General features: G+C 58.2%; 35 protein-coding genes and 1 pseudogene. 34 read left to right on the top strand and 2 right to left on the bottom strand.

The window, feature by feature from the left end; genetic code table 11:
- Positions 1–6 precede the first annotated feature (6 nt).
- From ACJ8HN_RS03210 to ACJ8HN_RS03125, 18 genes and pseudogenes are all read left to right on the top strand, one after another.
- Positions 7–339: a hypothetical protein gene (locus ACJ8HN_RS03210; RefSeq protein ID WP_442523048.1), complete on the top strand. Its 333-nt coding sequence runs from the start codon at positions 7–9 to the stop codon at positions 337–339.
- A gap of 9 nt (positions 340–348) precedes the next feature.
- Entirely contained in the window at positions 349–699 is a 351-nt protein-coding gene (locus ACJ8HN_RS03205) for a hypothetical protein (RefSeq protein ID WP_442523047.1), read from the top strand.
- A complete protein-coding gene (locus tag ACJ8HN_RS03200) occupies positions 696–950 on the top strand; it encodes a hypothetical protein (protein WP_442523046.1) in 255 nt (84 codons plus the stop codon). Before ACJ8HN_RS03205 ends, ACJ8HN_RS03200 begins: the two co-directional genes overlap by 4 nt.
- A pseudogene (locus ACJ8HN_RS03195) lies at positions 947–1,588 on the top strand (hypothetical protein); the annotation flags it as partial. The gene ACJ8HN_RS03200 and the pseudogene ACJ8HN_RS03195, both read left to right, overlap by 4 nt.
- Positions 1,583–1,819: a DNA translocase FtsK gene (locus tag ACJ8HN_RS03190; protein ID WP_442523544.1), complete on the top strand. Its 237-nt coding sequence runs from the start codon at positions 1,583–1,585 to the stop codon at positions 1,817–1,819. The pseudogene ACJ8HN_RS03195 and the gene ACJ8HN_RS03190, both read left to right, overlap by 6 nt.
- On the top strand, positions 1,794–2,048 hold the full coding sequence (locus ACJ8HN_RS03185; RefSeq protein ID WP_442523045.1) for a Lar family restriction alleviation protein: 255 nt from the start codon (positions 1,794–1,796) through the stop codon (positions 2,046–2,048). The genes ACJ8HN_RS03190 and ACJ8HN_RS03185 overlap by 26 nt, the downstream gene beginning before the upstream one ends.
- A gap of 185 nt (positions 2,049–2,233) precedes the next feature.
- Positions 2,234–2,467, top strand: a complete 234-nt coding sequence (locus tag ACJ8HN_RS03180) for a hypothetical protein (RefSeq protein ID WP_442523044.1) — start codon at positions 2,234–2,236, stop codon at positions 2,465–2,467.
- Positions 2,464–2,880: a DUF7448 domain-containing protein gene (locus ACJ8HN_RS03175; RefSeq protein WP_442523043.1), complete on the top strand. Its 417-nt coding sequence runs from the start codon at positions 2,464–2,466 to the stop codon at positions 2,878–2,880. The genes ACJ8HN_RS03180 and ACJ8HN_RS03175 overlap by 4 nt, the downstream gene beginning before the upstream one ends.
- Positions 2,880–3,374, top strand: a complete 495-nt coding sequence (locus ACJ8HN_RS03170) for a hypothetical protein (RefSeq protein WP_442523042.1) — start codon at positions 2,880–2,882, stop codon at positions 3,372–3,374. Before ACJ8HN_RS03175 ends, ACJ8HN_RS03170 begins: the two co-directional genes overlap by 1 nt.
- 1 nt (position 3,375) lies before the next feature.
- Positions 3,376–3,687, top strand: coding sequence for a hypothetical protein (locus tag ACJ8HN_RS03165; protein WP_442523041.1), 312 nt, complete (start codon positions 3,376–3,378; stop codon positions 3,685–3,687).
- Positions 3,684–4,418, top strand: a complete 735-nt coding sequence (locus ACJ8HN_RS03160) for a hypothetical protein (RefSeq protein WP_442523040.1) — start codon at positions 3,684–3,686, stop codon at positions 4,416–4,418. Before ACJ8HN_RS03165 ends, ACJ8HN_RS03160 begins: the two co-directional genes overlap by 4 nt.
- Before the next feature lie 30 nt (positions 4,419–4,448).
- Positions 4,449–4,553 carry a DUF551 domain-containing protein gene (locus ACJ8HN_RS03155; RefSeq protein ID WP_442523543.1) on the top strand — a complete coding sequence of 35 codons (105 nt, stop codon included), beginning with the start codon at positions 4,449–4,451 and terminating at the stop codon, positions 4,551–4,553.
- A 57-nt stretch (positions 4,554–4,610) separates the two neighbouring features.
- Positions 4,611–4,871 (top strand): hypothetical protein, encoded by a 261-nt coding sequence (locus ACJ8HN_RS03150; protein WP_442523039.1) that lies wholly within the window; start codon positions 4,611–4,613, stop codon positions 4,869–4,871.
- Positions 4,872–5,161: 290 nt separating this feature from the next.
- Positions 5,162–5,383, top strand: a complete 222-nt coding sequence (locus ACJ8HN_RS03145) for a hypothetical protein (protein ID WP_060437150.1) — start codon at positions 5,162–5,164, stop codon at positions 5,381–5,383.
- Complete coding sequence (locus ACJ8HN_RS03140; protein WP_060429112.1) at positions 5,376–5,585, top strand: hypothetical protein; 210 nt, start codon at positions 5,376–5,378, stop codon at positions 5,583–5,585. Before ACJ8HN_RS03145 ends, ACJ8HN_RS03140 begins: the two co-directional genes overlap by 8 nt.
- A complete protein-coding gene (locus ACJ8HN_RS03135; protein WP_442523038.1) occupies positions 5,582–5,773 on the top strand; it encodes a hypothetical protein in 192 nt (63 codons plus the stop codon). The genes ACJ8HN_RS03140 and ACJ8HN_RS03135 overlap by 4 nt, the downstream gene beginning before the upstream one ends.
- A gap of 16 nt (positions 5,774–5,789) precedes the next feature.
- A complete protein-coding gene (locus ACJ8HN_RS03130; RefSeq protein WP_071883560.1) occupies positions 5,790–6,038 on the top strand; it encodes an excisionase family protein in 249 nt (82 codons plus the stop codon).
- A 31-nt stretch (positions 6,039–6,069) separates the two neighbouring features.
- On the top strand, positions 6,070–7,353 hold the full coding sequence (locus ACJ8HN_RS03125; protein ID WP_442523037.1) for a tyrosine-type recombinase/integrase: 1,284 nt from the start codon (positions 6,070–6,072) through the stop codon (positions 7,351–7,353).
- Positions 7,354–7,385: 32 nt separating this feature from the next.
- Here ACJ8HN_RS03125 and fliE read toward each other — a convergent pair whose 3' ends face one another.
- Positions 7,386–7,700, bottom strand: coding sequence for a flagellar hook-basal body complex protein FliE (fliE, locus tag ACJ8HN_RS03120; RefSeq protein ID WP_033638515.1), 315 nt, complete (start codon positions 7,698–7,700; stop codon positions 7,386–7,388).
- 314 nt (positions 7,701–8,014) lie between these two features.
- On the opposite strand from fliE, the gene fliF reads away from it, so the two are divergent.
- The 16 genes from fliF to ACJ8HN_RS03040 all read left to right on the top strand — a co-directional run bounded on the left by fliF (position 8,015) and on the right by ACJ8HN_RS03040 (position 20,503).
- Positions 8,015–9,721: a flagellar basal-body MS-ring/collar protein FliF gene (gene fliF / locus ACJ8HN_RS03115; RefSeq protein ID WP_442523036.1), complete on the top strand. Its 1,707-nt coding sequence runs from the start codon at positions 8,015–8,017 to the stop codon at positions 9,719–9,721.
- Complete coding sequence (gene fliG, locus ACJ8HN_RS03110; protein WP_033634975.1) at positions 9,718–10,710, top strand: flagellar motor switch protein FliG; 993 nt, start codon at positions 9,718–9,720, stop codon at positions 10,708–10,710. Before fliF ends, fliG begins: the two co-directional genes overlap by 4 nt.
- Positions 10,703–11,407 carry a flagellar assembly protein FliH gene (gene fliH / locus ACJ8HN_RS03105; protein WP_442523035.1) on the top strand — a complete coding sequence of 235 codons (705 nt, stop codon included), beginning with the start codon at positions 10,703–10,705 and terminating at the stop codon, positions 11,405–11,407. The genes fliG and fliH overlap by 8 nt, the downstream gene beginning before the upstream one ends.
- Positions 11,407–12,768 carry a flagellar protein export ATPase FliI gene (gene fliI / locus ACJ8HN_RS03100; RefSeq protein ID WP_033634977.1) on the top strand — a complete coding sequence of 454 codons (1,362 nt, stop codon included), beginning with the start codon at positions 11,407–11,409 and terminating at the stop codon, positions 12,766–12,768. Before fliH ends, fliI begins: the two co-directional genes overlap by 1 nt.
- Positions 12,769–12,789: 21 nt before the next feature.
- A complete protein-coding gene (gene fliJ, locus ACJ8HN_RS03095; RefSeq protein WP_047571550.1) occupies positions 12,790–13,236 on the top strand; it encodes a flagellar export protein FliJ in 447 nt (148 codons plus the stop codon).
- Positions 13,233–14,465, top strand: coding sequence for a flagellar hook-length control protein FliK (locus tag ACJ8HN_RS03090; RefSeq protein WP_442523034.1), 1,233 nt, complete (start codon positions 13,233–13,235; stop codon positions 14,463–14,465). The genes fliJ and ACJ8HN_RS03090 overlap by 4 nt, the downstream gene beginning before the upstream one ends.
- A gap of 438 nt (positions 14,466–14,903) precedes the next feature.
- Complete coding sequence (gene fliL / locus ACJ8HN_RS03085; protein ID WP_033634980.1) at positions 14,904–15,389, top strand: flagellar basal body-associated protein FliL; 486 nt, start codon at positions 14,904–14,906, stop codon at positions 15,387–15,389.
- Between the two features lie 5 nt (positions 15,390–15,394).
- Positions 15,395–16,399: a flagellar motor switch protein FliM gene (gene fliM / locus ACJ8HN_RS03080; RefSeq protein ID WP_033634981.1), complete on the top strand. Its 1,005-nt coding sequence runs from the start codon at positions 15,395–15,397 to the stop codon at positions 16,397–16,399.
- A complete protein-coding gene (gene fliN, locus ACJ8HN_RS03075; RefSeq protein WP_004934799.1) occupies positions 16,392–16,808 on the top strand; it encodes a flagellar motor switch protein FliN in 417 nt (138 codons plus the stop codon). The genes fliM and fliN overlap by 8 nt, the downstream gene beginning before the upstream one ends.
- A complete protein-coding gene (gene fliO / locus ACJ8HN_RS03070; RefSeq protein WP_442523033.1) occupies positions 16,808–17,212 on the top strand; it encodes a flagellar biosynthetic protein FliO in 405 nt (134 codons plus the stop codon). The genes fliN and fliO overlap by 1 nt, the downstream gene beginning before the upstream one ends.
- On the top strand, positions 17,209–17,970 hold the full coding sequence (gene fliP, locus ACJ8HN_RS03065; RefSeq protein ID WP_025303257.1) for a flagellar type III secretion system pore protein FliP: 762 nt from the start codon (positions 17,209–17,211) through the stop codon (positions 17,968–17,970). The genes fliO and fliP overlap by 4 nt, the downstream gene beginning before the upstream one ends.
- Before the next feature lie 21 nt (positions 17,971–17,991).
- Positions 17,992–18,261 (top strand): flagellar biosynthesis protein FliQ, encoded by a 270-nt coding sequence (gene fliQ, locus ACJ8HN_RS03060; protein ID WP_004934803.1) that lies wholly within the window; start codon positions 17,992–17,994, stop codon positions 18,259–18,261.
- A 2-nt stretch (positions 18,262–18,263) separates the two neighbouring features.
- The gene (gene fliR, locus ACJ8HN_RS03055) at positions 18,264–19,046 is read left to right on the top strand and encodes a flagellar biosynthetic protein FliR (protein WP_442523032.1); all 783 of its coding nucleotides are present in this window, start codon (positions 18,264–18,266) and stop codon (positions 19,044–19,046) included.
- A 356-nt stretch (positions 19,047–19,402) separates the two neighbouring features.
- Positions 19,403–19,537, top strand: a complete 135-nt coding sequence (sra, locus tag ACJ8HN_RS03050) for a stationary-phase-induced ribosome-associated protein (RefSeq protein WP_442523031.1) — start codon at positions 19,403–19,405, stop codon at positions 19,535–19,537.
- A gap of 358 nt (positions 19,538–19,895) precedes the next feature.
- On the top strand, positions 19,896–20,162 hold the full coding sequence (locus ACJ8HN_RS03045) for a hypothetical protein (RefSeq protein ID WP_039565514.1): 267 nt from the start codon (positions 19,896–19,898) through the stop codon (positions 20,160–20,162).
- Between the two features lie 14 nt (positions 20,163–20,176).
- Positions 20,177–20,503 (top strand): hypothetical protein, encoded by a 327-nt coding sequence (locus tag ACJ8HN_RS03040; RefSeq protein ID WP_442523030.1) that lies wholly within the window; start codon positions 20,177–20,179, stop codon positions 20,501–20,503.
- 186 nt (positions 20,504–20,689) lie between these two features.
- Here ACJ8HN_RS03040 and flgL read toward each other — a convergent pair whose 3' ends face one another.
- Positions 20,690–21,649: a flagellar hook-associated protein FlgL gene (gene flgL, locus ACJ8HN_RS03035; protein ID WP_442523029.1), complete on the bottom strand. Its 960-nt coding sequence runs from the start codon at positions 21,647–21,649 to the stop codon at positions 20,690–20,692.
- Positions 21,650–21,670: the final 21 nt, after the last annotated feature.

The following is a 21,670-nucleotide window of genomic DNA, read 5'->3' as shown; positions in this document are numbered from 1 at the left end:
CCAATCATGAAAGATCAATACGCGGAAATAGTCGCGGGATGCCTTGCGGCTTTTGACGCCCTAAAGCGCGGAGAAACTCACGTGCGCGCCAACAAGATGATGACCAGGACAGCCGCGCGAGACGCGGCTTTTTTATTGCCTGAACTTAGGCCTACCAGGGGGAAAACGAAGATGGATAAAAACACCAAAACCACATCGGTAGTTCGCATCGTCGGAAGCTGCTGGGAGTTTCCAGACGGCCAGAGAATTCCTGACTTTTTGAAGGCTGACAAAAAAGCTAAGTCGCTCGGAATGGTGCTTGAACGTCACCAGAAATGGCGCTTTAGCGAAACAGAATAAGGATTACCTATGAAATTATACGAAATGGAAGGCTTCTTGCGTGGTAAGTGCCTGCCTGGTGACCTTTTGGTTGGCGAAAGCAACGCGGAATATCTGGTAAGAAAGCTAAATGAAGCAGCTAACCTGAAGGCTGAGCGCGATGCGCTGGCAGATCGAGTTAATGCTCTGGCAGAAGAGAACAAGGGACTGAAAATGAAAGCGGCTTTCGTTGAAGCGCGTGGCGTTGACAAGTTCGCCGATAGCCAAATGGCTTACGTACGCAAGCATCGCGCTGAGCTTGACCCGATGACCAGGGCTGCATATTGCGGAAGTGCGACAGATGCTCGCCGTTTCGCCGCCGAGCTGCGGGAGGCCAAATGAACAACGTAACCGTAACTCGTTCGATTATTCACAAATGCTATGCGCTCAAGCTATCCCAATCATTCGGTGAAAAAATGGCTGGGATAGCCCAAATAGTCCCGACATACAGCCTGCCTTTCGATAAGTGCGAGGAATTGGCAAGGCGGATTAATGCCAACGATAAAAGCTCTGGTTATTGGATTGACCGTCTGATCAATTACAAAGAGGCGTGTATTCCTCAGTTGACGCGTGAGCTTGAGGAGGCCAAATGAAAGAGCACCCAGTGATATTCAACGGCGAGATGGTTCGCGCCATTCTAGACGGCCGCAAGACCCAGACGCGGCGGGTTATAAAAAATCAACGCATGGGAGATAGCTGGAGCGTTAAGCCAGCTGAATCACCTCGCTATGAACGACACAGTCATGACTGGTGGCTACCGACAGGAACTAAACCATATTCTGCCCTTCCTGTGTGCCCATTCGGCCAGGTAGGCGATCGGCTGTGGGTCAGAGAGGCATATCAAGGCCCGTTGTTCAACTTCGACCAGATGGAGACTTATCTCGAAGACACCTCCAAATTTGAACGCCCGGAATTCTGCGAGTACCGCGCTGATGGCGGCAGGACGCCGGAATATTACGACGCTGACGATAACCTGCGCCATGGCTGGAAGCCATCAATCCACATGCCGCGCTGGGCCTCCCGCATCCTGCTGGAAATCACCGCCGTGCGTGTTGAACGGCTGAACGATATCAGCGACGGCGATGCGATACGCGAAGGCTGCAGCGCCGCCGACATGAAGAGTGGCGATTGTGTAGCTGACGTATTTGCGCGGCTGTGGTCATCAATCTACGGCGTTGATAGCTGGAACGCTAATCCCTGGGTGTGGGTTATCGAGTTTCGTCGCGTGGAAGGTGGAAAAGTGAACCCATCCGAAATAGACGACCGCCTCTACAGCGAGGCTGTTGAATTTGCTCGCCTGCACGCATCGATCGGCATCGTGGCTATTCAACGACATTTCAGCATCGGCTTCAACCGCGCAGCGTGGCTTATCGAACGCATGCAGGAAGAAGGCGTCGTAACCGCCCCAGCATGGAATGGCATTCGCACAGTGATTCATGGAGGTAGTGATGCCAGCAAATGAACTGAAGCCGTGCCCGTTCTGCGGTGGAGCTGCTCATATCACCAGTGAGGCGGGTGATCCTTGGGATGACATAGGGCGCTTTCATTACGTGCGTTGTGGAACTTGTCGCGCGCGATCTGGCGCGAAGTATGCGAGCAACGGTAACGACTGCCCAATCTTCTATCAGGAAGTGCGTGCAGAGTGGAATCAGCGTGCTGGTGACAGCGCTACGGAGGTGGAGCGTGGGTAAGCTGACCGATGCAGACAGCGATGCGCTGAGGGTTATGCCCGCGGACTGGTTTCGCCCACACAGCCTATACATCAACCGGCCTGAATATCGTTGCGAGCGCCTTCATGCGGCTGGTGTTCTGGATACTCGGGTTATCGGTGAATACCCAGACTTGGTCCGGCAGTACCGAAAGAAGGAGTCCCAGCATGGCTAAGCGTAAAAGCAACAGAGCGGCGCGTTGGCTGCTCGGCATGAAGGCAAAAGCAAGTAATCGACGCAAGGTGTGTAACTACTGCCGATTCGACATGTGGGATGACTCTGGAAGCTGGGTGATAGTTGGAACTGAACCAGTTAAGTCATCTGCACGCCAGAAAAGAAAGGCCAAAGAGATTGCCACATATAGAGCATGGCGCGCCGAGGCCCAGGAGAAAGCATTATGAGCAACCAACTGGTTGGTAAAACTGTTACTGAATTAAAAATAGCCAAAGACCAACAGGCGATACTGTTCGTGACTGACTCTGGCGAAAACCTGATCGCCAGAGTTGATGCTGACTGCTGCTCTAATACATGGATTGAGTCTATCGAGCTTCCGGCTCTGGGCATGCCTTTTTCTATCAGCGCAGTGGAAGACCTGGACATGGGCAAGGATCCAGATGAAACCGGCGGCGGCTATATCCAGTTTTATGGGGCGAAAATTGTCACCGACAAGGGCGACCTGGTGATCGATTACCGTAATAGCTCAAATGGATATTACGGCGGAAGCATGGCATGGCCTGGTGAGCAACATTATGGCGGCGTTTTCGGTCAGGCTGTATCGGATGATGAATGGCAGGACGTGGAGGATGCAGGCTGATGGACAATAAGCTGAGCGAACTGAGCAAGCCGGTGGCGTGGAAACTACATCACCACGATCGTTACTACTTCGAAGAGAACGCGGATGTAGTGGCTATCGCAGAAAGCATGGGGCAGGCAAAGGGCGACGCGGTCTACTCGCAAGAGTACGTCTCCGCCCTGCAACACGAATCCGCGGTTAACTGGGAGGCAGCGGCATCGCTGAATGTTGAAAATCAGGAGCTGAAAAAGCGCATCGCCGAGCTAGATTTCCTCAGGTTATCTGCCTGCGAGGTGTTCAAAGAAATCGGCAACGAGCTGGGCTGCAATCCCGACAACGAGTCGATCATGATGGCTATCGATGAACTGAAAAAGCGGCTGGCTACGCCGGTGCGGTTGCCGAACAAGAACGATGCCGAGTTTTGGTTCGATGGCGTGTTCCAAATTGCGAAGTTCGATCGTGCAGTTGAGCGAGCCATCAGCGCGGCAGGGCTCGAGTTTGTGGGGGATGAGTAGGATGACTATCGACACCCGAACAAATGCCGAAAAATCAGCAGCGGCAAAGGCTTTAAATGACCGTCAGCGCCACTATGACCGTCTTCACCACATGAGCATGCTTCTTTGGCTTGAGCAGGTTCCATGTCTGTATACGGACGGCGAAATAGTGCCTGAGCACTACCGCTTGACGCTATTACGAGTTCATACAGCGAGCTTGAGAAGAATAAATGAGCATGGCAGTAGCACAAACGCGGTTTCTTTGTACGATGCCAACCATCTGGCGGTGCTCGATGAATTTGAAAAGACAGGTGAATTAAGGGGGGATGCATGACACTACCGACTGAACGCATGGCGGAAATTGCAAATCTGGCTATTCGACTGCAACAAATCAGCAGCTGCGCGGCTGTTACCAGTAGCGGCGAAACCTTGCTGCATCATACGCATGTGGATGAGATTCTATCCGCGCTGCACGATGTTACTGCCGAATTGCTGGCTAACCGGGAGGCGCAGCCGGTGGCATGGGAAATGCGCTACTGGAACAGCGGTTACAACATGTGGGGAGAGTGGGAGCGCATCACAGCAGAACAGCACGCAGAGATGAGCGTGAAGCATGCGGCGGACAACGATTACGAGTTTCGTGTGCTGTACGATGCACCGCCAGCGCCAAAATCGAACGCGGCAGATTGGGGAATCAACATGCAAACAGGTACGCCGATCCTCGCCTACAAAAACTGCAGCGTGATTGAGTCCGAGCAGGCGCACTATGTGCTGTCGCTCATTAACTGTGCAGCCCCGCCAGCGCCAGCAGTGCCGGATGAATCTGTGAATAGGGATAATTTCGAAAAATGGGTGGCTGATTATACCGGCCATACGAAAGGGTTCGTCTCGCAATTCCGCAGCGGTGCCAGATACCAAGTCGGCTCTATGTGGAACAAGCACTGGGACACCTGGAGCGCCTGCCGCGCCGCAATGCTGGCTCAACCTGTAAGCCAGGGTTGCAAGTTGCCGGATGGCTGGATAGCGTGCAGCGAACAGGACCCTGTTGCCGACGGCGCTTATTAGTGCTGGTTCGGGAAAGAGAAACCTAGCGTTATTCAGCAGCGAGTTTGCATCTGGAACGATAGAAACCATGAGTGGTGTGACAGCGCTGTTACCCACTGGATGCCATTACCTGCAGCGCCGGAGGGTGGGAATTGACTAACATACAGCCATAATTATACTGTATGCATGAACAGTATTTTTATGGTGTGAGTTATGACTACGAAAAACGACAGCGGCTATCATGTCGTTTACCGCGGCGAGACGCTGGAGTATCCCAAAGAAGGTGGCTGGGTGTTCTTCCAGCGCCTAAAGGAATACGGCGGCGGGTACTGGCTAGGACGCACCTATCACGATCGCTTCGTTCTGGAGTATGATCGGCCCACTTCACTGCATGACGGCATCAAATTTATCCTCGAGATGCGCGCTGCAGAGCTAAACTTTGCAACGTTCGATGATGACTTTGAGCTTGTGTGACAATAGGAATTAAAATGAAAGTAGAGCTGACGGAAGACGGATACACGCTGGACCGCATGTGGAGACTGGTTCCAGTAGAACCTTCATCAGAACAGAGGCTGGCAAGCAAAAGATATCGATCAAAGAACAAGATTCCAACCGGCCCTGGTATATATAAAGCCATGATAGGCGCATCACCTAAGCCTGATTGATTCTAAGGTAATCATTCAGCAAGAAGTAAACCCAACCAACTGACATGAACCCGCTTCGGCGGGTTTTTTATTACCTCATCTCCAAGCGGAGTAACCACTATGGACACTATCAGCGTCAGGATTCCCCGCGCCTATTTCACTGACGGGCGCGTTAGCACGGATGCATTGCAGCAGAAACTTCATCAAGCACTATGGGAGCGCACCGGCGTTATGCCTGCTCCTGTTCGAGTATTCCTGCATGAAGGTCAAGCAATCATGGCATCCGGCTGTGGCGCTGATGATGTCGAGAACATTTTAGGATTAGGAGTTAAACATGGCTGACATCATCGACAACGCACAAGAACAAGAAGAGCTGATTATCCTCGCTGCCTTATCCAACCGGCCTAAACCGTCAATGGTGTTTACTGGCCGCTGTTATTGGTGTGGAGAGACTATCAGCAAAGGTAATTTCTGCCTTGGCGATAGCTGCGCCGAAGACTACGAACGCCGGATAAAAGCAGACAGGCAACGAGGTGTCGCATGAGAACAAAACAAAGCGCCCTACTCATCCTTGGTGGCCGCATGATCACCATCTATCTCGGCGCGGCTGATGATGAAGAGTATGCCGGTAAGATGGCGATTCTCGAGCAGATCGTTAAGCCAGGCGTGAAGCTGATCGCCGAACAGTCATCTCACGAATATAACACCCCTTCAAATATAACCATTCAATAATATTTCAGGAATAACAATGAGCGAAGTAATCAATCTGATGCCAAACAAATGGGTGTCTGAATCAGTTCTTATGGCTGTTACCGGACTGAAACATAACACTATAAAAACAGCAAGAGAAACCTCATGGATGGAGGGCAAGGAGTATCGGCACGTCGCACCAGACAGCCAGCCACGCGACAACAGCCCATGCTTCTATAACCGAGAAGAAGTGGATCGCTGGATAGAGAGGCAGCCTCCGGCGACCAAGAGACGCAAATCTGCTTAAATAGCCATCCGACAACAGAAAGGAGAATTCTATGGCTGCATATCCAACTGGCGTAGAGAACCACGGAGGGTTCTTGCGCATTTGGTTCATGTATAAAGGCGAGCGAGTTAGGGAGGCGCTTGGCGTTCCTGACACGGCAAAAAATAGGAGGATAGCGGGTGATCTAAGAGCGGCGATTTGTTACGACATAAAGACAGGGCGATTTGACTATGCAGATAGGTTTCCTAACTCGCGTAACTTGGCGAAGTTTGGAATAGAAAGGAATGAAATAACCTTAAACCAGCTTGCTGAAAAGTGGCTATCTATTAAGGAAATGGAATTAGCTGCAAGCACAAAGGGTAAGTATGAGTCGAAGATAGCAAATACTCTGCCATTCATCGGTGTCAACAGGCTGGCATCATCAGTCAGGCAAGAAGATATTTTGGTCGCCAGGAAAGAGATGCTTACCGGATTTCAAGCTATTGGGCATGGGCATAAGAGTGCCAAGAGAGGCCGTTCAGTGTCGACAGTTAACGGCTATATCGGTTGCCTTGTATCAATGTTCCGCTTTGCACTTGCCAATGGATATGTTTCTTCTGATCCAACCGCTAACATTTCACCGTTAACAAAGTCGAAGCCGCTACCTGACCCGCTTTCACGCGAAGAGTTTCTGCGCATGATGGATGCGATAAAGATAAGACAAACTCGCAACCTTTGGTCAATAGCTGTATACACAGGACTTCGTCATGGCGAACTATGCGCGCTGAGCTGGGAGGATATAGATCTTCATGTAGGAAGTATCACCGTTCGCAGAAACCTCATAAAGAATGGTCAGTTTAAGCTGCCTAAGACTGCAGCAGGAACCGATCGCGTAGTTCAGCTTGTTCAGCCAGCAATCGATGCCTTGCGTGATCAGGCTGAATTAACCCGGCTTGGTAGAGCGTATGACATCACTGTTTCTCTTCGCGAGTACGGTAAAACGGTTAGCCACAAATGCACGTTTGTTTTTAACCCAAGCATAACAGCTACCAATGGTAGGAGCGGGCATCATTATTCGGAAGGTTCCATCGGGCAGAGCTGGGATGCAGCACTCCGGCGAGCTGGCATCAGGCATAGAAAGGCCTACCAATCACGGCATACTTACGCATGCTGGTCACTGTCCGCTGGCGCAAACCCAAACTTTATTGCTCAGCAAATGGGGCATGCTTCTGCCCAGATGGTTTACCAGGTTTATGGCTCATGGATGGCGGAAAACAACCATGACCAGATAAACCTGTTGAACCAGAAATTAAAGGATTTTGCCCCACCAGTGCCCCATAATGCTATTAACGAGTAATATTTCCTTTTAATATCAGCACCTTTACACCATCACACCGGCATATTCATGATGTCCTGGTAGGCCGCGACCAGCTTGTTGCGCACCTGCACGCCCAACTGCAGCGAGACCGATGATTTCTGCAGATCGACCATCACATCGTTCAGGCTGATGCCCGGCACGCCCAGTTCGAAATCCTGCGCCTGCTTGCGCGCCGTTTGCTGGGTCTCGCTGATCTTGCCGAGCGCCGCAGTCAGTTCGCTGGCGAAGCTGACGCCCTGCGGCGCCGTATTCTGCCCCATCTTGCCGGCCTGAACCGCCATGGTCTGCATCTGCTGCAGCACCCCTTCAATGCCCTGAATCGCCATCTGGTCCTCAATCATCTCGTCTCGCCGGGTGACGTTTCACCCTGCACTTCTCCAATGATGCACACCCTAGCACAGCGTTTTCAGACCTAAAGCGGCTAATTAACTGCAAAAAACCCGGCTTATCGGGCAATCGGAATCGTCTGATAAGGCGAATAATGGCCTGCCCAGAAATGGGAGCGCCGCTATTTAGAAGATATGTGTATCAGGGAGTCTGTTTTGTCACACAACGCTAACCATACCGTTCATCAGCCTGGCAGGGAGCTGCTCAGCGGCCCATACGGGATCGTGAGCGCCATTGAAGGACGAGACCTAAAATGAGTGCTTCGATAACCGCCGGCGAAAGCCGCGACAACGGCCTGCAGGCCATCTGGAATCGTCTGCGCGCCAACCCGAAAATTCCGTTGCTGGTCGCCGCCTCCGCCGCGATCGCCATCGTTGTCGCGCTGCTGTTGTGGGTGAAAAGCCCTGACTACCGCGTGCTGTACAGCAATCTGAACGACCGCGACGGTGGCGCCATCGTCACCCAGCTGACGCAGATGAATATCCCTTACCGCTTCGCCGAGAATGGCGCAGCGCTGCTGATCCCGGCGGAAAAGGTGCATGAAACCCGCCTGCGCCTCGCGCAGCAAGGGCTGCCGAAGGGCGGCGCCGTCGGCTTCGAACTGCTGGATCAGGAAAAATTCGGCATCAGCCAATTCAGCGAACAGATCAACTATCAGCGCGCCCTTGAGGGCGAGCTGTCGCGCACTATCGAATCGCTGGGGCCGGTGCAAAACGCCCGCGTTCACCTGGCGCTGCCTAAACCTTCGCTGTTCGTGCGCGAACAGAAATCCCCTTCCGCGTCGGTGACGCTGACCCTGCAACCCGGCCGTGCGTTGGACGACGGCCAGATCAACGCCATCGTTTATATGGTGTCGAGCAGCGTCGCCGGCCTGCCGCCGGGCAACGTGACCGTAGTCGATCAGGCCGGGCGCCTGCTGACGCAGTCCGACGGCACCGGGCGCGATCTCAACGCCTCGCAGCTGAAATACGCCAACGAAGTGGAAAACGGCTTCCAGCGCCGCATCGAAGCGATCCTCGCCCCGGTGGTCGGCAGCGCCAACGTGCGTGCGCAGGTCACGGCACAGATCGACTTCGCCACTCGCGAACAAACCGATGAACAGTACCAGCCGAACCAGCAGCCGGACAAAGCCGCTATCCGCTCTCAGCAAACCAGCCTGAGCGAGCAGATCGGCGGGCCACAGGTGGGCGGCGTGCCGGGCGCGCTGTCCAATCAGCCGAGCGCGCCGGCCACCGCGCCGATTGAGACCGCCAAGCCGGCCACCGCAGCAGGCAACAATGCCAATGCCAACGCGACCGCGCAAAATGCCGCGACCACCCGCAGCGCGGCGGCCAACGGCGTGCCGCAAAATACCCGTCGCGACGCGACCACCAACTACGAGCTCGACCGCACCATTCGTCACACCCAGCAAAAAGCCGGCACCGTGCAGCGTCTGTCGGTCGCCGTGGTGGTCAACTATCTGGGCACCGATAAAGACGGCAAACCACAGCCGATGAGCAAAGAGCAGCTGGCGCAGATCGAAGCGCTGGTGCGTGAAGCGATGGGCTACTCCAGCAGCCGTGGCGATACCCTGAACGTGGTCAACACGCCGTTTACCGACACTCAGGTGACCGGTGGCGAACTGCCGTTCTGGCAAAGCCAGTCGTTTATCGATCGCCTGATCGACGCGGGCCGCTATCTGCTGGTGCTGCTGGTGGCCTGGCTGCTGTGGCGCAAACTGGTGCGGCCGCAGCTGCAACAGCGCCAGGCGGCGCAACAGGCCGCCGCCGCCGCCGCCAACGCCCCTGCCGCCAAAGCGGTCGACAGCAGCAAACCGAGCAACGAGGAGCTGGCGCAGCGTCGTAAATCGCAGCAGCGCGTCAGCGCAGAAGTCCAGAGCCAGCGGATCCGCGATCTGGCTGACAAAGACCCACGCGTGGTCGCTCTGGTAATCCGCCAATGGATGAGTAACGAGATATGAGCCTGACCGGAACCGACAAAAGCGCCATCCTGCTGATGACGCTGGGTGAAGATCGCGCGGCGGAGGTGTTCAAACACCTCTCCTCGCGCGAAGTACAGCTGCTGAGCGGCACCATGGCCGGCATGAGCCAGGTTTCACACAAACAGCTCGGCGAAATACTGACCGAGTTCGAAGACGACGCCGAGCAATACGCGGCGCTGAGCGTCAACGCCAGCGACTACCTGCGTTCGGTGCTGGTCAAGGCGCTGGGCGAAGAGCGCGCCGCCAGCCTGCTGGAAGACATTCTCGAATCGCGCGAGACCACCACCGGCATGGAAACGCTCAACTTTATGGAGCCGCAGAGCGCCGCCGATCTGATCCGCGACGAACACCCGCAGATCATCGCCACTATCCTGGTGCACCTCAAACGCGGCCAGGCGGCGGATATCCTGGCCCTGTTCGACGAACGCCTGCGCAACGACGTCATGCTGCGTATCGCCACCTTCGGCGGCGTGCAGCCGGCGGCGCTGGCGGAGCTGACCGAAGTGCTGAACAACCTGCTCGACGGCCAGAACCTCAAGCGCAGTAAAATGGGCGGGGTGCGCACCGCCGCCGAGATCATCAACCTGATGAAAACCCAGCAGGAAGAAGCGGTCATCGACGCGATGCGCGAATACGACGGCGAGCTGGCGCAGAAGATCATCGACGAGATGTTCCTGTTCGAAAACCTGGTGGAAGTCGACGATCGCAGTATCCAACGCCTGCTACAGGAAGTGGAAGGCGAGTCGCTGCTGATCGCCTTGAAAGGCGCCGAGCAGCCGCTGCGCGAGAAGTTCCTCAAGAACATGTCGCAACGCGCCGCCGACATCCTGCGCGACGATCTGGCCAACCGTGGGCCGGTGCGCATGTCGCAGGTGGAGAACGAGCAGAAAGCCATCCTGCTGGTGGTGAGACGCTTGGCGGAAAGCGGCGAAATGATCATCGGCGGCGGCGAGGACACCTATGTCTGATCGCATTAACACCCTGCCCTGGCAGCCCTGGTCGCTCAACGATCTGGGCGAACAGAAACCGGCGATCGAACTGCCGCAGTTGCCGGATCTCGAACTTGACGATCCGTCGCCGGACGCACAGGCCGAATTGCAGCAGCAGTTGGCGACGCTGCGCCTGCAGGCGGAGCAACAGGGCCAGCAGGTGGGCTATGCCGACGGCCAGCAAAAAGGCTATGAGGCCGGTTTTCAGTCCGGACTGGAGGAAGGCCGCCAGCAAGGGCTGCTGGAAGTGCAACAGCAGCAACAGCCGCTGACCGCCCACTGGCAGCAGCTGGTCACCGAATTCCAGCACACGCTGGACGCGCTCGACAGCGTGATCGCTTCGCGGCTGATGCAGCTGGCGCTGACCGCCGCCAAGCAGGTGCTGGGCCAGCCGCCGGTGTGCGACGGCACCGCCCTGCTGGCGCAGATCCAACAGCTGATCCAGCAGGAACCGATGTTCAACGGCAAGCCGCAGCTGCGGGTACACCCGGACGACTACTCGCGCGTCGAGCAGCAGCTGGGGGTCACCCTCAGCCTGCACGGCTGGCGCCTGCTGGCGGACGGCGAACTGCATCCGGGCGGCTGCAAGGTCAGCGCCGAAGAAGGCGATCTCGACGCCAGCCTGGCGACGCGCTGGCATGAACTGTGCCGCCTGGCGGCACCGGGAGAAGTCTGATGACCGCGCGTCTCGGCCGCTGGCTGAGCTCTCTGGATACGCTGGAAAAACGCATCGCGCGCGCGCCGATGGTGCGCCGCTACGGTCGCCTGACCCGCGCCACCGGATTGGTGTTGGAAGCCACCGGCCTGCAGCTGCCGCTCGGCGCGACCTGCCTCATCGAACGGCACGACGCCGGTGAGGTGCAGGAAGTGGAAAGCGAAGTGGTCGGCTTCAACGGCCAGCGGCTGTTCCTGATGCCGCTGGAAGAGGTGGAAGGCATCGTGCCGGGCGCGCGGGTTTACGCCCGCATCGCGCCGGAAGGCCAAAGCGCCGGCAAACAGCTGCCGCTCGGCCCGGCCCTGTTGGGGCGGGTGCTGGACGGCAGCGCCAAACCGCTCGACGGCCTGCCTTCACCGGAAACCGGTTACCGCGCGCCGCTGATCACCGCGCCGTTCAACCCCTTGCAGCGCACGCCGATCGAACAGGTGCTGGACGTGGGGGTGCGCACCATCAACGGCCTGCTGACCGTCGGCCGCGGCCAGCGCATGGGCCTGTTCGCCGGCTCCGGCGTCGGCAAGAGCGTGCTGCTTGGCATGATGGCCCGTTATACCCAAGCGGATGTGATCGTCGTTGGCCTGATCGGCGAGCGTGGCCGCGAGGTCAAAGACTTTATCGAGAACATTCTCGGCGCCGAAGGCCGAGCGCGATCGGTGGTGATCGCCGCGCCGGCGGACGTCTCGCCGCTGCTGCGCATGCAGGGGGCGGCCTACGCCACCCGCATCGCCGAAGATTTCCGCGATCGCGGGCAGCATGTGTTGCTGATCATGGATTCCCTCACCCGCTACGCCATGGCGCAGCGTGAGATCGCCCTGGCCATCGGCGAGCCGCCGGCGACCAAAGGCTACCCGCCGTCGGTCTTCGCCAAGCTGCCTGCGCTGGTGGAACGCGCGGGCAACGGCATCAGCGGCGGCGGTTCCATCACCGCCTTCTACACCGTGTTGACCGAAGGGGACGATCAGCAAGACCCGATCGCCGACTCGGCGCGCGCCATCCTCGATGGTCACGTGGTGCTGTCCCGGCGCCTGGCGGAAGCCGGCCACTACCCGGCGATCGACATCGAAGCGTCAATCAGCCGCGCCATGACGTCGCTGATCGACGAAGAGCATTACCGCCGGGTGCGCACCTTCAAACAGATGCTGGCCAGCTATCAGCGCAACCGCGATCTGATCAGCGTCGGCGCCTACGCGGCGGGCAGCGATCCGTTGCTGGACAAAGCGATGACGCTGTATCCGCAAATGGAAGCTTACCTGCAACAGGGCATCTTTGAACGCAGCGGCTACGATGAAGCCTGTCAACAGCTGCAGCAGTTGATTGTTTAACGTCACCAGAGGCGCACAGCGATGAAATCACAGTCACCCCTGATTACCCTGCGCGATCTGGCGCAGGATGCGGTGGAACAGGCCGCGCAACAGCTGGGCCAGGTACGGCAGGCGCAGCAGGCGGCGGAGCAACAGCTGTCGATGCTGCTCAACTATCAGGACGAATACCGCCAGAAGCTGAATCATACGCTCTGCGACGGCATGGACAGCTCACGCTGGCAAAACTACCAGCAGTTTATCGGCACGCTGGAACAGGCCATCGACCAGCACCGCCAGCAGCTGCTGCAGTGGGGGCAGAAAGTGGATCATGCGGTGAAGCAATGGCAAGACAAACAACAGCGGTTGAACGCTTTCGAGACCCTGCATACCCGCGCCATAACGGCGGAGCAGCAGCAGGAGAACAAACGGGATCAAAAACTGATGGATGAGTTCGCTCAACGCAGTGCACAAAGGAATATCAACCCATGAATCTGAACGCCCTGCCCGGCCTGGCCTTACCCGGCGACGCCGGCGGCCTGGCCGAACTGACCTCGGCGCTGGATGAAAGCCAGCTGTCGTCCGCTTTCGCCCAGCTGCTCGGCGCCCGTTTCGCACCCGCCGCCGACGGCAAACAGCCGCCGGTCGCGCTGAGCGCGGACGAAGAACGCGCCCCGGCCCTGAGCCGCAACCAGCTCAATCAGCTGCTGGCCACCTTCGGCGAGCGCGGCGGCCTGCTGCAGAACCCGACAACCGTAGCCAACGCGCTTTCGCCTGAGGGCGCCGAGGGCGAAGCGCCCGCCGCCGGCGACAAACCGGCGCAGCCGCCGATCGCCGCCGCCAAAGAGCTGGATGCCGCTACGCTGCAGGCGCTGTACGCCATGCTGCCGGCCGCGATCGTCGCCCAGACTCAGCCAGCCGAAGGCCAACGCTCGCTGCCGGTGGAAAGCGCTGACGAGGCGACTGCGTTGCAGCCCGGCAACGGCCTGCTGAACATCGCGGCGGCCGGTGATAAAACCGCCACACATTCATCGGCATCCCCTGCTCCGTCGCCGACGGGCGCGAAAACGCCTGCCGCCGACGGCGATAACGCCACGGCGGCGCTCCCGCAACCAGCCAACGGCGAACGCGCAAGCACCGCACAACCGCTACAGGCGGGCGATACGCCACAGCAGCCGCCGCTCAATCACGCCGTCGCCCTGACCGCCGCCAGCCCGACGCAAACCGCCGCCCCGGCCAGCGCACTGGTGACCGCGCCGCCTGCGCCGCAGCTCAACGCGCAGCTGGGCAGCCCGGAGTGGCAGCAGGCGTTGAGCCAACAGGTGCTGATGTTCCACCGCAACGGCCAGCAGAGCGCCGAGCTGCGCCTGCACCCGCAGGAACTGGGCGCCCTGCAGATCACGCTGAAGCTGGACGATCAGCAGGCGCAGCTGCACATCGCCTCCGCTCACGGCCAGGTGCGTGCGGCGGTGGAAGCGGCGATGCCGCAGCTGCGTCACGCGCTGGCGGAGAGCGGCATCAACCTGGGGCAAAGCAGCGTGGGCGGCGAGTCCACGCCGCAATGGCAGCAACAGGCGCACCAGCAGGCTTCCAACGGCCAGGGGCGTGCCAGCTATGCGGAACATCATGGCGGTGACACTGCGGCCGCCGAGGGCGTCAGCGCACCGGTGGCGCTGCAGCGCATGGCCAGTGCGGTCAACGGCGTCGATATTTTCGCCTGAGCCGCCGCAAACGCCCAAGCTGGCACCCATTTCCGCGTCTATTCAGGCTATTGCACGCCGCAATAGACGCGATAATACCTTTACCCGTCATACTTGAAGCTGCATCTTTGTTGGCTGCATTTGCGCGCCCCAGTCACATAGTTACCTATGCTCCTGGGGACTTACAAATTTGCCGCCGCGATGCAGCCCCAATTATTTTGGGTAAATTATGTCGTGCGTGCGGCTTTTATACGCGCTATGTACCCGATATCCGCGAGATACTCGGTTGCAGCTTGAAATATCAAGTATATATGCCCTATGGATTTCAAGTTGCAGCTAGGCGGCCAGCGCATGAGTCCCCAGGAGCTTACTCAAGTAAGTGACTGGGGTAAGTGCGTGCAGCCAACAACGCTGCGGCTTGAAAGACGACGGGTATAACAACAGGAATTAGATTTGGCTATGTCTCAGAACACCCTTCCCGCAGCACCGAAACGCTCCCTTCTGGTCATCCTGCTGGTGTTGATCAGCGTCGTCGCCTGTGGCGCCGCGGGCTACAGCTGGTGGCTGCTGCAACAGCATAAAAACGGCGCCGAACCGGCCGCCGCCAAACAGCAACCGCCGGCCGCGCCGGTGTTCATGCCGCTCGACACCTTTACCGTCAACCTGGTGACGCCGGACAACAACCCGGATCGCGTGCTGTACATCGGCCTCACGCTGCGTCTGCCGGACGAAAGTACCCGCCGTCAGCTGAACGATTTTCTGCCGGAAGTGCGCAGCCGTCTGCTGATGCTGCTCTCCCGCCAGGAAGCGAGCCAGCTGGCCAATGAACAAGGGAAGCAACGGTTGGTGGCGCAGATTAAGGACGTGCTCAGCCCGCCGCTGGTTAAGGGACAACCGAAGCAGGTGGTCAGCGATGTGCTGTTCACCGCCTTCATACTGCGGTAATCACTATGGGCGACAGCATTCTTTCACAGGCAGAGATCGACGCCTTGCTCAACGGCGACAGCGCGGGTGATGAACCCGAAGCGATAGTCGGCAAAGAGAGCGAGGTCAAGCCTTACGATCCGACCACCCAGCGCCGCGTGGTGCGCGAGCGTCTGCACGCGCTGGAAATCATCAACGAACGTTTTGCCCGGCAGTTCCGCATGGGGTTGTTCAACCTGCTGCGCCGCAGCCCGGACATTACCGTCGGCCCGATCAAAATCCAGCCGTATCACGAGTTCGCCCGCAACCTGCCGGTGCCGACCAACCTGAACCTGGTGCATCTGAACCCGCTGCGCGGCACCGCCCTGTTCGTGTTCGCGCCGAGCCTGGTGTTCATCGCCGTCGATAACCTGTTCGGCGGCGACGGCCGCTTCCCGACCAAGGTCGAAGGCCGCGAGTTCACCCCGACCGAACAGCGGGTGATCAAGCGCATGCTGCGCCTGGCGCTGGACGCCTACGGCGACGCCTGGAGCGCCATCTACAAGATCGACGTGGAGTACGTGCGCGCCGAAATGCAGGTGAAGTTCACCAACATCACCACTTCGCCGAACGATATCGTGGTCACCACGCCGTTCCAGGTGGAGATCGGCGCGCTGACCGGCGAGTTCAACATCTGCATTCCGTTCGCCATGATTGAGCCGCTGCGCGAGCTGTTGACCAACCCGCCGCTGGAAAACTCGCGGCAGGAAGACAGCCATTGGCGCGAAACCCTGGTGAAGCAGGTGCAACACTCCGAACTGGAGCTTATCGCCAACTTCGTCGATATCCCGATGCGGCTGTCGAAAGTCCTGAAGCTGCAGCCGGGCGATGTATTACCGATAGACAAGCCGGAACGCCTGATTGCCCATGTGGACGGCGTACCGGTGCTGACCAGCCAATACGGCACGTTGAACGGGCAATATGCCCTGCGTGTTGAACATTTGATTAACCCTATTTTGAATGCTCTGAGTGAGGAACAGCCCAATGAGTGATCCTAAGCAACCGTCTGGCGAAGGAAAGGAATCCGTAGACGATCTGTGGGCTGATGCGTTTAACGAGCAGCAGTCCTCAGAGAAATCCGGCGCGAGCACCGAAGGGGTGTTCAAGTCGCTGGAAGCTCAGGATGCGCTCGGCAGCCTGCAGGATATCGACCTGATCCTGGATATTCCGGTCAAGCTGACCGTGGAACTGGGGCGCACCAAGATGACCATCAAAGAGCTGCTGCGCCTGTCGCAAGGCTCGGTGGTAGCGCTGGACGGCCTGGCCGGCGAGCCGCTGGACATCCTGATCAACGGTTACCTGATCGCACAAGGTGAAGTGGTGGTGGTGGCCGACAAGTTCGGCGTGCGCATCACCGACATCATCACCCCGTCCGAACGCATGCGTCGACTGAGCCGCTGATGACCGTCGCGGCGCCCGTTACCGTCCAAAGCAGCCAACCACCCGCCGCGCCGGCCTTGCCGGCCGGTTCGGTGTTGATGCAGGTCAGCAGCGCGCTCGGCGGCATTCTGCTGCTGATCCTGCTGGCCGGTTGGCTGTTCCGCCGGCTGGGCTTCGCCCCGCAGGCGCGCAACAACAAGCTGCTCAACCTGCGCGCCAGTTGCCAGGTCGGGCAGCGCGAGCGCGTGGTGGTGGTGGAAGTCGACGACACCTTGCTGGTATTGGGCGTCACCGCCCAGCAGATCACCCCGCTGCACACCCTGCCCGCCCCGACGAAAGACGAAGGCGCGGCCGACGCGGCGACGCCGGCGGACTTCCGCCAACTGATGCAAAAAGTTCTGAAACGCCCGGAAAAATCGGCATGACCTCGACTCTTCATACCCTCGTCCGCCGTCCGGCGGTTTGGCTCCCTGCCGCCCTGCTGTTCATCAGCCCGGCAGCTTTGGCGCAACTGCCGGGGCTGATCAGCCAGCCGCTGGCCAACGGCGGCCAAAGCTGGTCGCTGCCGGTGCAGACGCTGGTGCTGTTGACCTCGCTGACCTTCCTGCCCGCCATGCTGCTGATGATGACCAGCTTCACCCGCATCATCATCGTGCTCGGCCTGCTGCGCAACGCGCTGGGCACCCCGTCGGCGCCGCCGAACCAGGTGATGCTGGGGCTGGCGCTGTTCCTGACCTTCTTCATCATGTCGCCGGTGTTCGACAAGGTCTATCAGGACGCCTACCTGCCGTTCAGCCAGGACAAGATCGGGCTGGAGGTCGCGCTGGATAAAGGCGCGCAGCCGCTGCGCGAATTCATGCTGCGCCAAACGCGCGAAACCGATCTCGCGTTGTACGCCAGATTGGCCAATCAGCCGCCGCTGGCCGGCCCGGAGGCGGTGCCGATGCGCATCCTGCTGCCCGCCTACGTCACCAGCGAACTGAAAACCGCCTTCCAGATCGGCTTTACGGTGTTCATTCCGTTCCTGATTATCGACCTGGTGGTCGCCAGCGTGCTAATGGCGCTGGGGATGATGATGGTGCCCCCGGCCACCATCTCGCTGCCGTTCAAGCTGATGCTGTTCGTGCTGGTCGATGGCTGGCAGCTGCTGCTCGGCTCGCTGGCGCAGAGCTTCTATTCGTAACCCCCGATCGGAGAACGCGAGATGACACCTGAATCGGTTATGGCGCTCGGCACCGAGGCGATGAAAGTGGCGCTGGCGCTGGCCGCCCCGCTGCTGCTGGCGGCGCTGATCAGCGGCCTGGTGGTCAGCCTGCTGCAGGCCGCCACCCAGATCAACGAAATGACGCTGTCGTTCATCCCCAAAATTCTGGCGGTGGTGGCCACCATCATCATCGCCGGCCCCTGGATGTTGAACCTGCTGCTGGACTACATGCGCACCCTGTTCAGCAACCTGCCCACCCTGATCGGCTGACCGTGCTCGCCTTCGACAGCGCCCAGCTCACCGTCTGGCTCAGCCACTATTTTTGGCCGCTGCTGCGCATTCTGGCGCTGATAAGCACCGCGCCGATATTCAGCGAAAAGCAAATCGGCAAAAAGGTCAAAATCGGCCTTGGCGGGCTGATCGTCATCCTGATCGCGCCGACGCTGCCCGCCAGCAATATCCCGATCTTCTCCGCCGCCGGCCTGTGGCTCGCAATTCAACAGATTCTGATCGGCGTGGCGCTGGGATTGACCATGCAGTTCGCCTTTGCGGCGGTGCGCCTGGCGGGCGAAGTGATCGGCATGCAGATGGGCCTGTCGTTCGCCACCTTCTTCGATCCCAGCGGCGGCCCGAACATGCCGGTGCTGGCGCGCCTGCTCAACCTGCTGGCGATGCTGCTGTTCCTCAGCTTCGACGGCCATCTGTGGCTGATTTCGCTGCTGGCGGACAGCTTCCACACCCTGCCTGTCCAAACGCAGCCGCTGAACGGCAACGGCTTCCTGGTGCTGACCCAGGTCGGCTCGCTGATCTTCATCAACGGCATGATGCTGGCGCTGCCGCTGATCTGCCTGCTGTTGACGCTGAACATGGCGCTCGGCTTGCTCAACCGCATGACGCCGCAGCTGTCGGTCTTCGTGATCGGCTTCCCGGTCACCATGACCTTCGGCATCATGACGCTGGGCATGATGATGCCGATGCTGGCGCCGTTCTGCGAGCATCTGTTCGGTGAAATCTTCGATCGGCTGGCGGCGGTGATCGGCGGCATGACCTTCTAAGTCCCTGCGCCGCCCCTTCCTTCCCCCGTTTTCGCCTGAGACAAAATGGCAATAAAAACGCTTTCTTGGGACAAAAGCCTGAGAAATGCCTTTTATCCGGATTAAGGTTCAAATGTCTCCGGCGGCTTGAATAAATAAAACCCCGGCCTAGAATAGACCCGGTAACAAAAAATATCGCCTTGCACCCCCTTATTTTTCGCAGCGATAAAGTACGTTTATCTCGAGTAAAAAATAAGAATAATGCAGTCACGTATTGTTAAATGCGCGGCAGATAACTGACACCCAGAATAAATGCGTCCGGCGCCCGCCGGCTGCAGGGCGCAGCATCGACCTTTGCTAACCACAGGAGCGAGATCATGATTAAAGCGAAAAGCAACCGCAAAGCACGCCGGTTATTCGGTTTGACCCACTGGAAAAGCAACAAGTTTAGAGTTTCGTTTTCCGAGACGGCCGACGGCGGCAAATGGAAAGTGGTGAAGAAAAAGAAATAATACCGTACGGTTTTTAGCAAAACACTCCGGGTTGCGCCCGTATCCGGCCTCTGCTGCGCCATTCGACGCTGCACCGGAACGGCAACCCGGCTCCTGCCGTAACCGGCATTGATCACCCGTCGGCAAGCCATGTCGACATCCTGTGCATTTCATTGTCAGGAATGAAATAATGCAGCACGTCGCCCTCGCTGCCACGCTAAATTTAGAGATAATGCATTAATAATTTGATTTACTCACACCTCTTATTTATCCGCTGACAAGAAAAATCGATTTCGCCCCTTATTCCCCCAGCGTTATATTGAGAACGACCTTGCAGACAGCACGCTGCAAACCTCACCAAAATATAATCGGTGTAAATATGAAGATACAATTTCAGCTGAGTGATTTATTTATCTCCGGCATTGCCCTCTTGATCATGAGCACCATTTTAAACACGTTGGGCTTTTCATGGGGTTTGTTTGTTCTGCCGCCTGGCGTCGATAGGTTTGTCATCATCCTGTTTACTTTGTTCGGGTCATTAAAACTGGCCGAGTATATCTGCAAACCCATACGGTGGCTGCTCAATGCAAGCCCCAAGCCTCAAATCAAAAACAACAACCCTAAAAATAGCGCGAAGTCGCGTTAACAGGAGATCGACCTATGTTGAAAGAACTGACCAGAGAAGAAATGCAACGGATGGGCGGCACCGGTGACGGCAATAACGGCGGCGACCGAGATCGCGACTATAGCCGAAGCTCCTACGGTGCGCAGGCGAACGGCTTCCAGCCTAATTGGGCGGCGAAAGGCTATGGGCTATTTCAGGATCCTTGTACCGGCGCTGTGGTTACCGGTGCCATTGCCATGGCCGACGCGCTGGCCAGCCGTAACGGCAGTGCGATTGGCACTGCGGCGGCCTCAGCCTTTGTCAACATAGGCAGTCAATGCACTAAAGGGTCCGGCAACGATCGCGGCGTGCCTTTCCGCTGACGCTTAAGGTGAATGGGAACACGCAGACAAAAAAAGGCGCGTCACTCAGTCAGTAGTGGGAGAACAAGCGACGCGCCAAACGAGTGCGCCCGGTTTCAAGAAGCCTCCCTCCCCGCGGGGCGGAGAGGGTATTTTCTAAGCGCACTAAAGGGAAACCCGTCGCGGTCAGGCAACGGGGTATTGCTCTTAACGATTCATCTGGAACAGCGACATGCCCTGCATATCGCTGAAGGTTTTATACGACGCCTGCAGCGCCGCCTGCTGCATAAAGTAAGACGAAATAGACTCGGCCAGATCGGCATCCGTCAACGCGCTCATCTGGACCTGGTTGGTCATGTCGCGCTCTTTGCCGATGCTGTCCAGCTGATCCATTTCCTGCAGCTGGCTGCCCAGCTCGGCGCGCACGCTCAGCACGTTGTTGTAAGAGTTGTCCAGGCCGCGGTTGGCTTTCGCCAGCGCATCGTTCACCTGCTGCCTGGTGGCCTCATCGGCGCCCTGCAGCGGGGTTTTCAGCGCGTTCAGCGCGGTATCGATGCTCTCGAACACGTTGCTGACCGGCGTGCTGCCGTCCGGCTCAGGCTTGGGATTGCTGGTCAACGACATGAACACCGCGTTGCCGGTATGGCCGATGGTCATGGTGCGGTTGGCGTCCACTTTCTGCTGAACCGTCTTGTCGCCGCCCTGATAGCTGACGGTGCCACCGTTGTCGACGAACGGCGCCTTGTCGTTCACGTATCCGCCGAACATATAGCGGCCGTTGCCGTCGGTGCTATTGGCCTGGTTCAGCAGCTGATCTTTCAGCCCCTGCAGCTGGGTGGCCAGCGACTGACGGTCGTTATCGCTTTCGGTGCCGCCGGCGCTGACGATCAGCGCCTTCATGTCCGCGATGGTGGACGTTGCGCCGGCCAAGACCGTTTCTTCCATCGACACACTTTGGCGAGCGAAAGTGCGCGCCAGCGTGTATTGGCTATTTTCCGCCTGCGACTGCGACAACATCACCGCGCGCGACGCCGCCAGCGGATCGTCGGACGGGTTGATCACCCGCTTGCCCGAGGAAAGCTGCTCGGCGGCCTTCATGAACAGCGACTGGTTGCCCGTGATGCCGTTCATGTTCTGTTGGTACATCATGCTGGTGCTCATGCGCATGCTGTGGGTTCCTTACTCTGA

The organism is Serratia sp. CY29653, assembly GCF_052169255.1.
Lineage (GTDB): Bacteria > Pseudomonadota > Gammaproteobacteria > Enterobacterales > Enterobacteriaceae > Serratia > Serratia sarumanii.
Note: the sequence above shows the minus strand (reverse complement) of the source record. Positions and strands in the feature narration are given on the sequence as shown.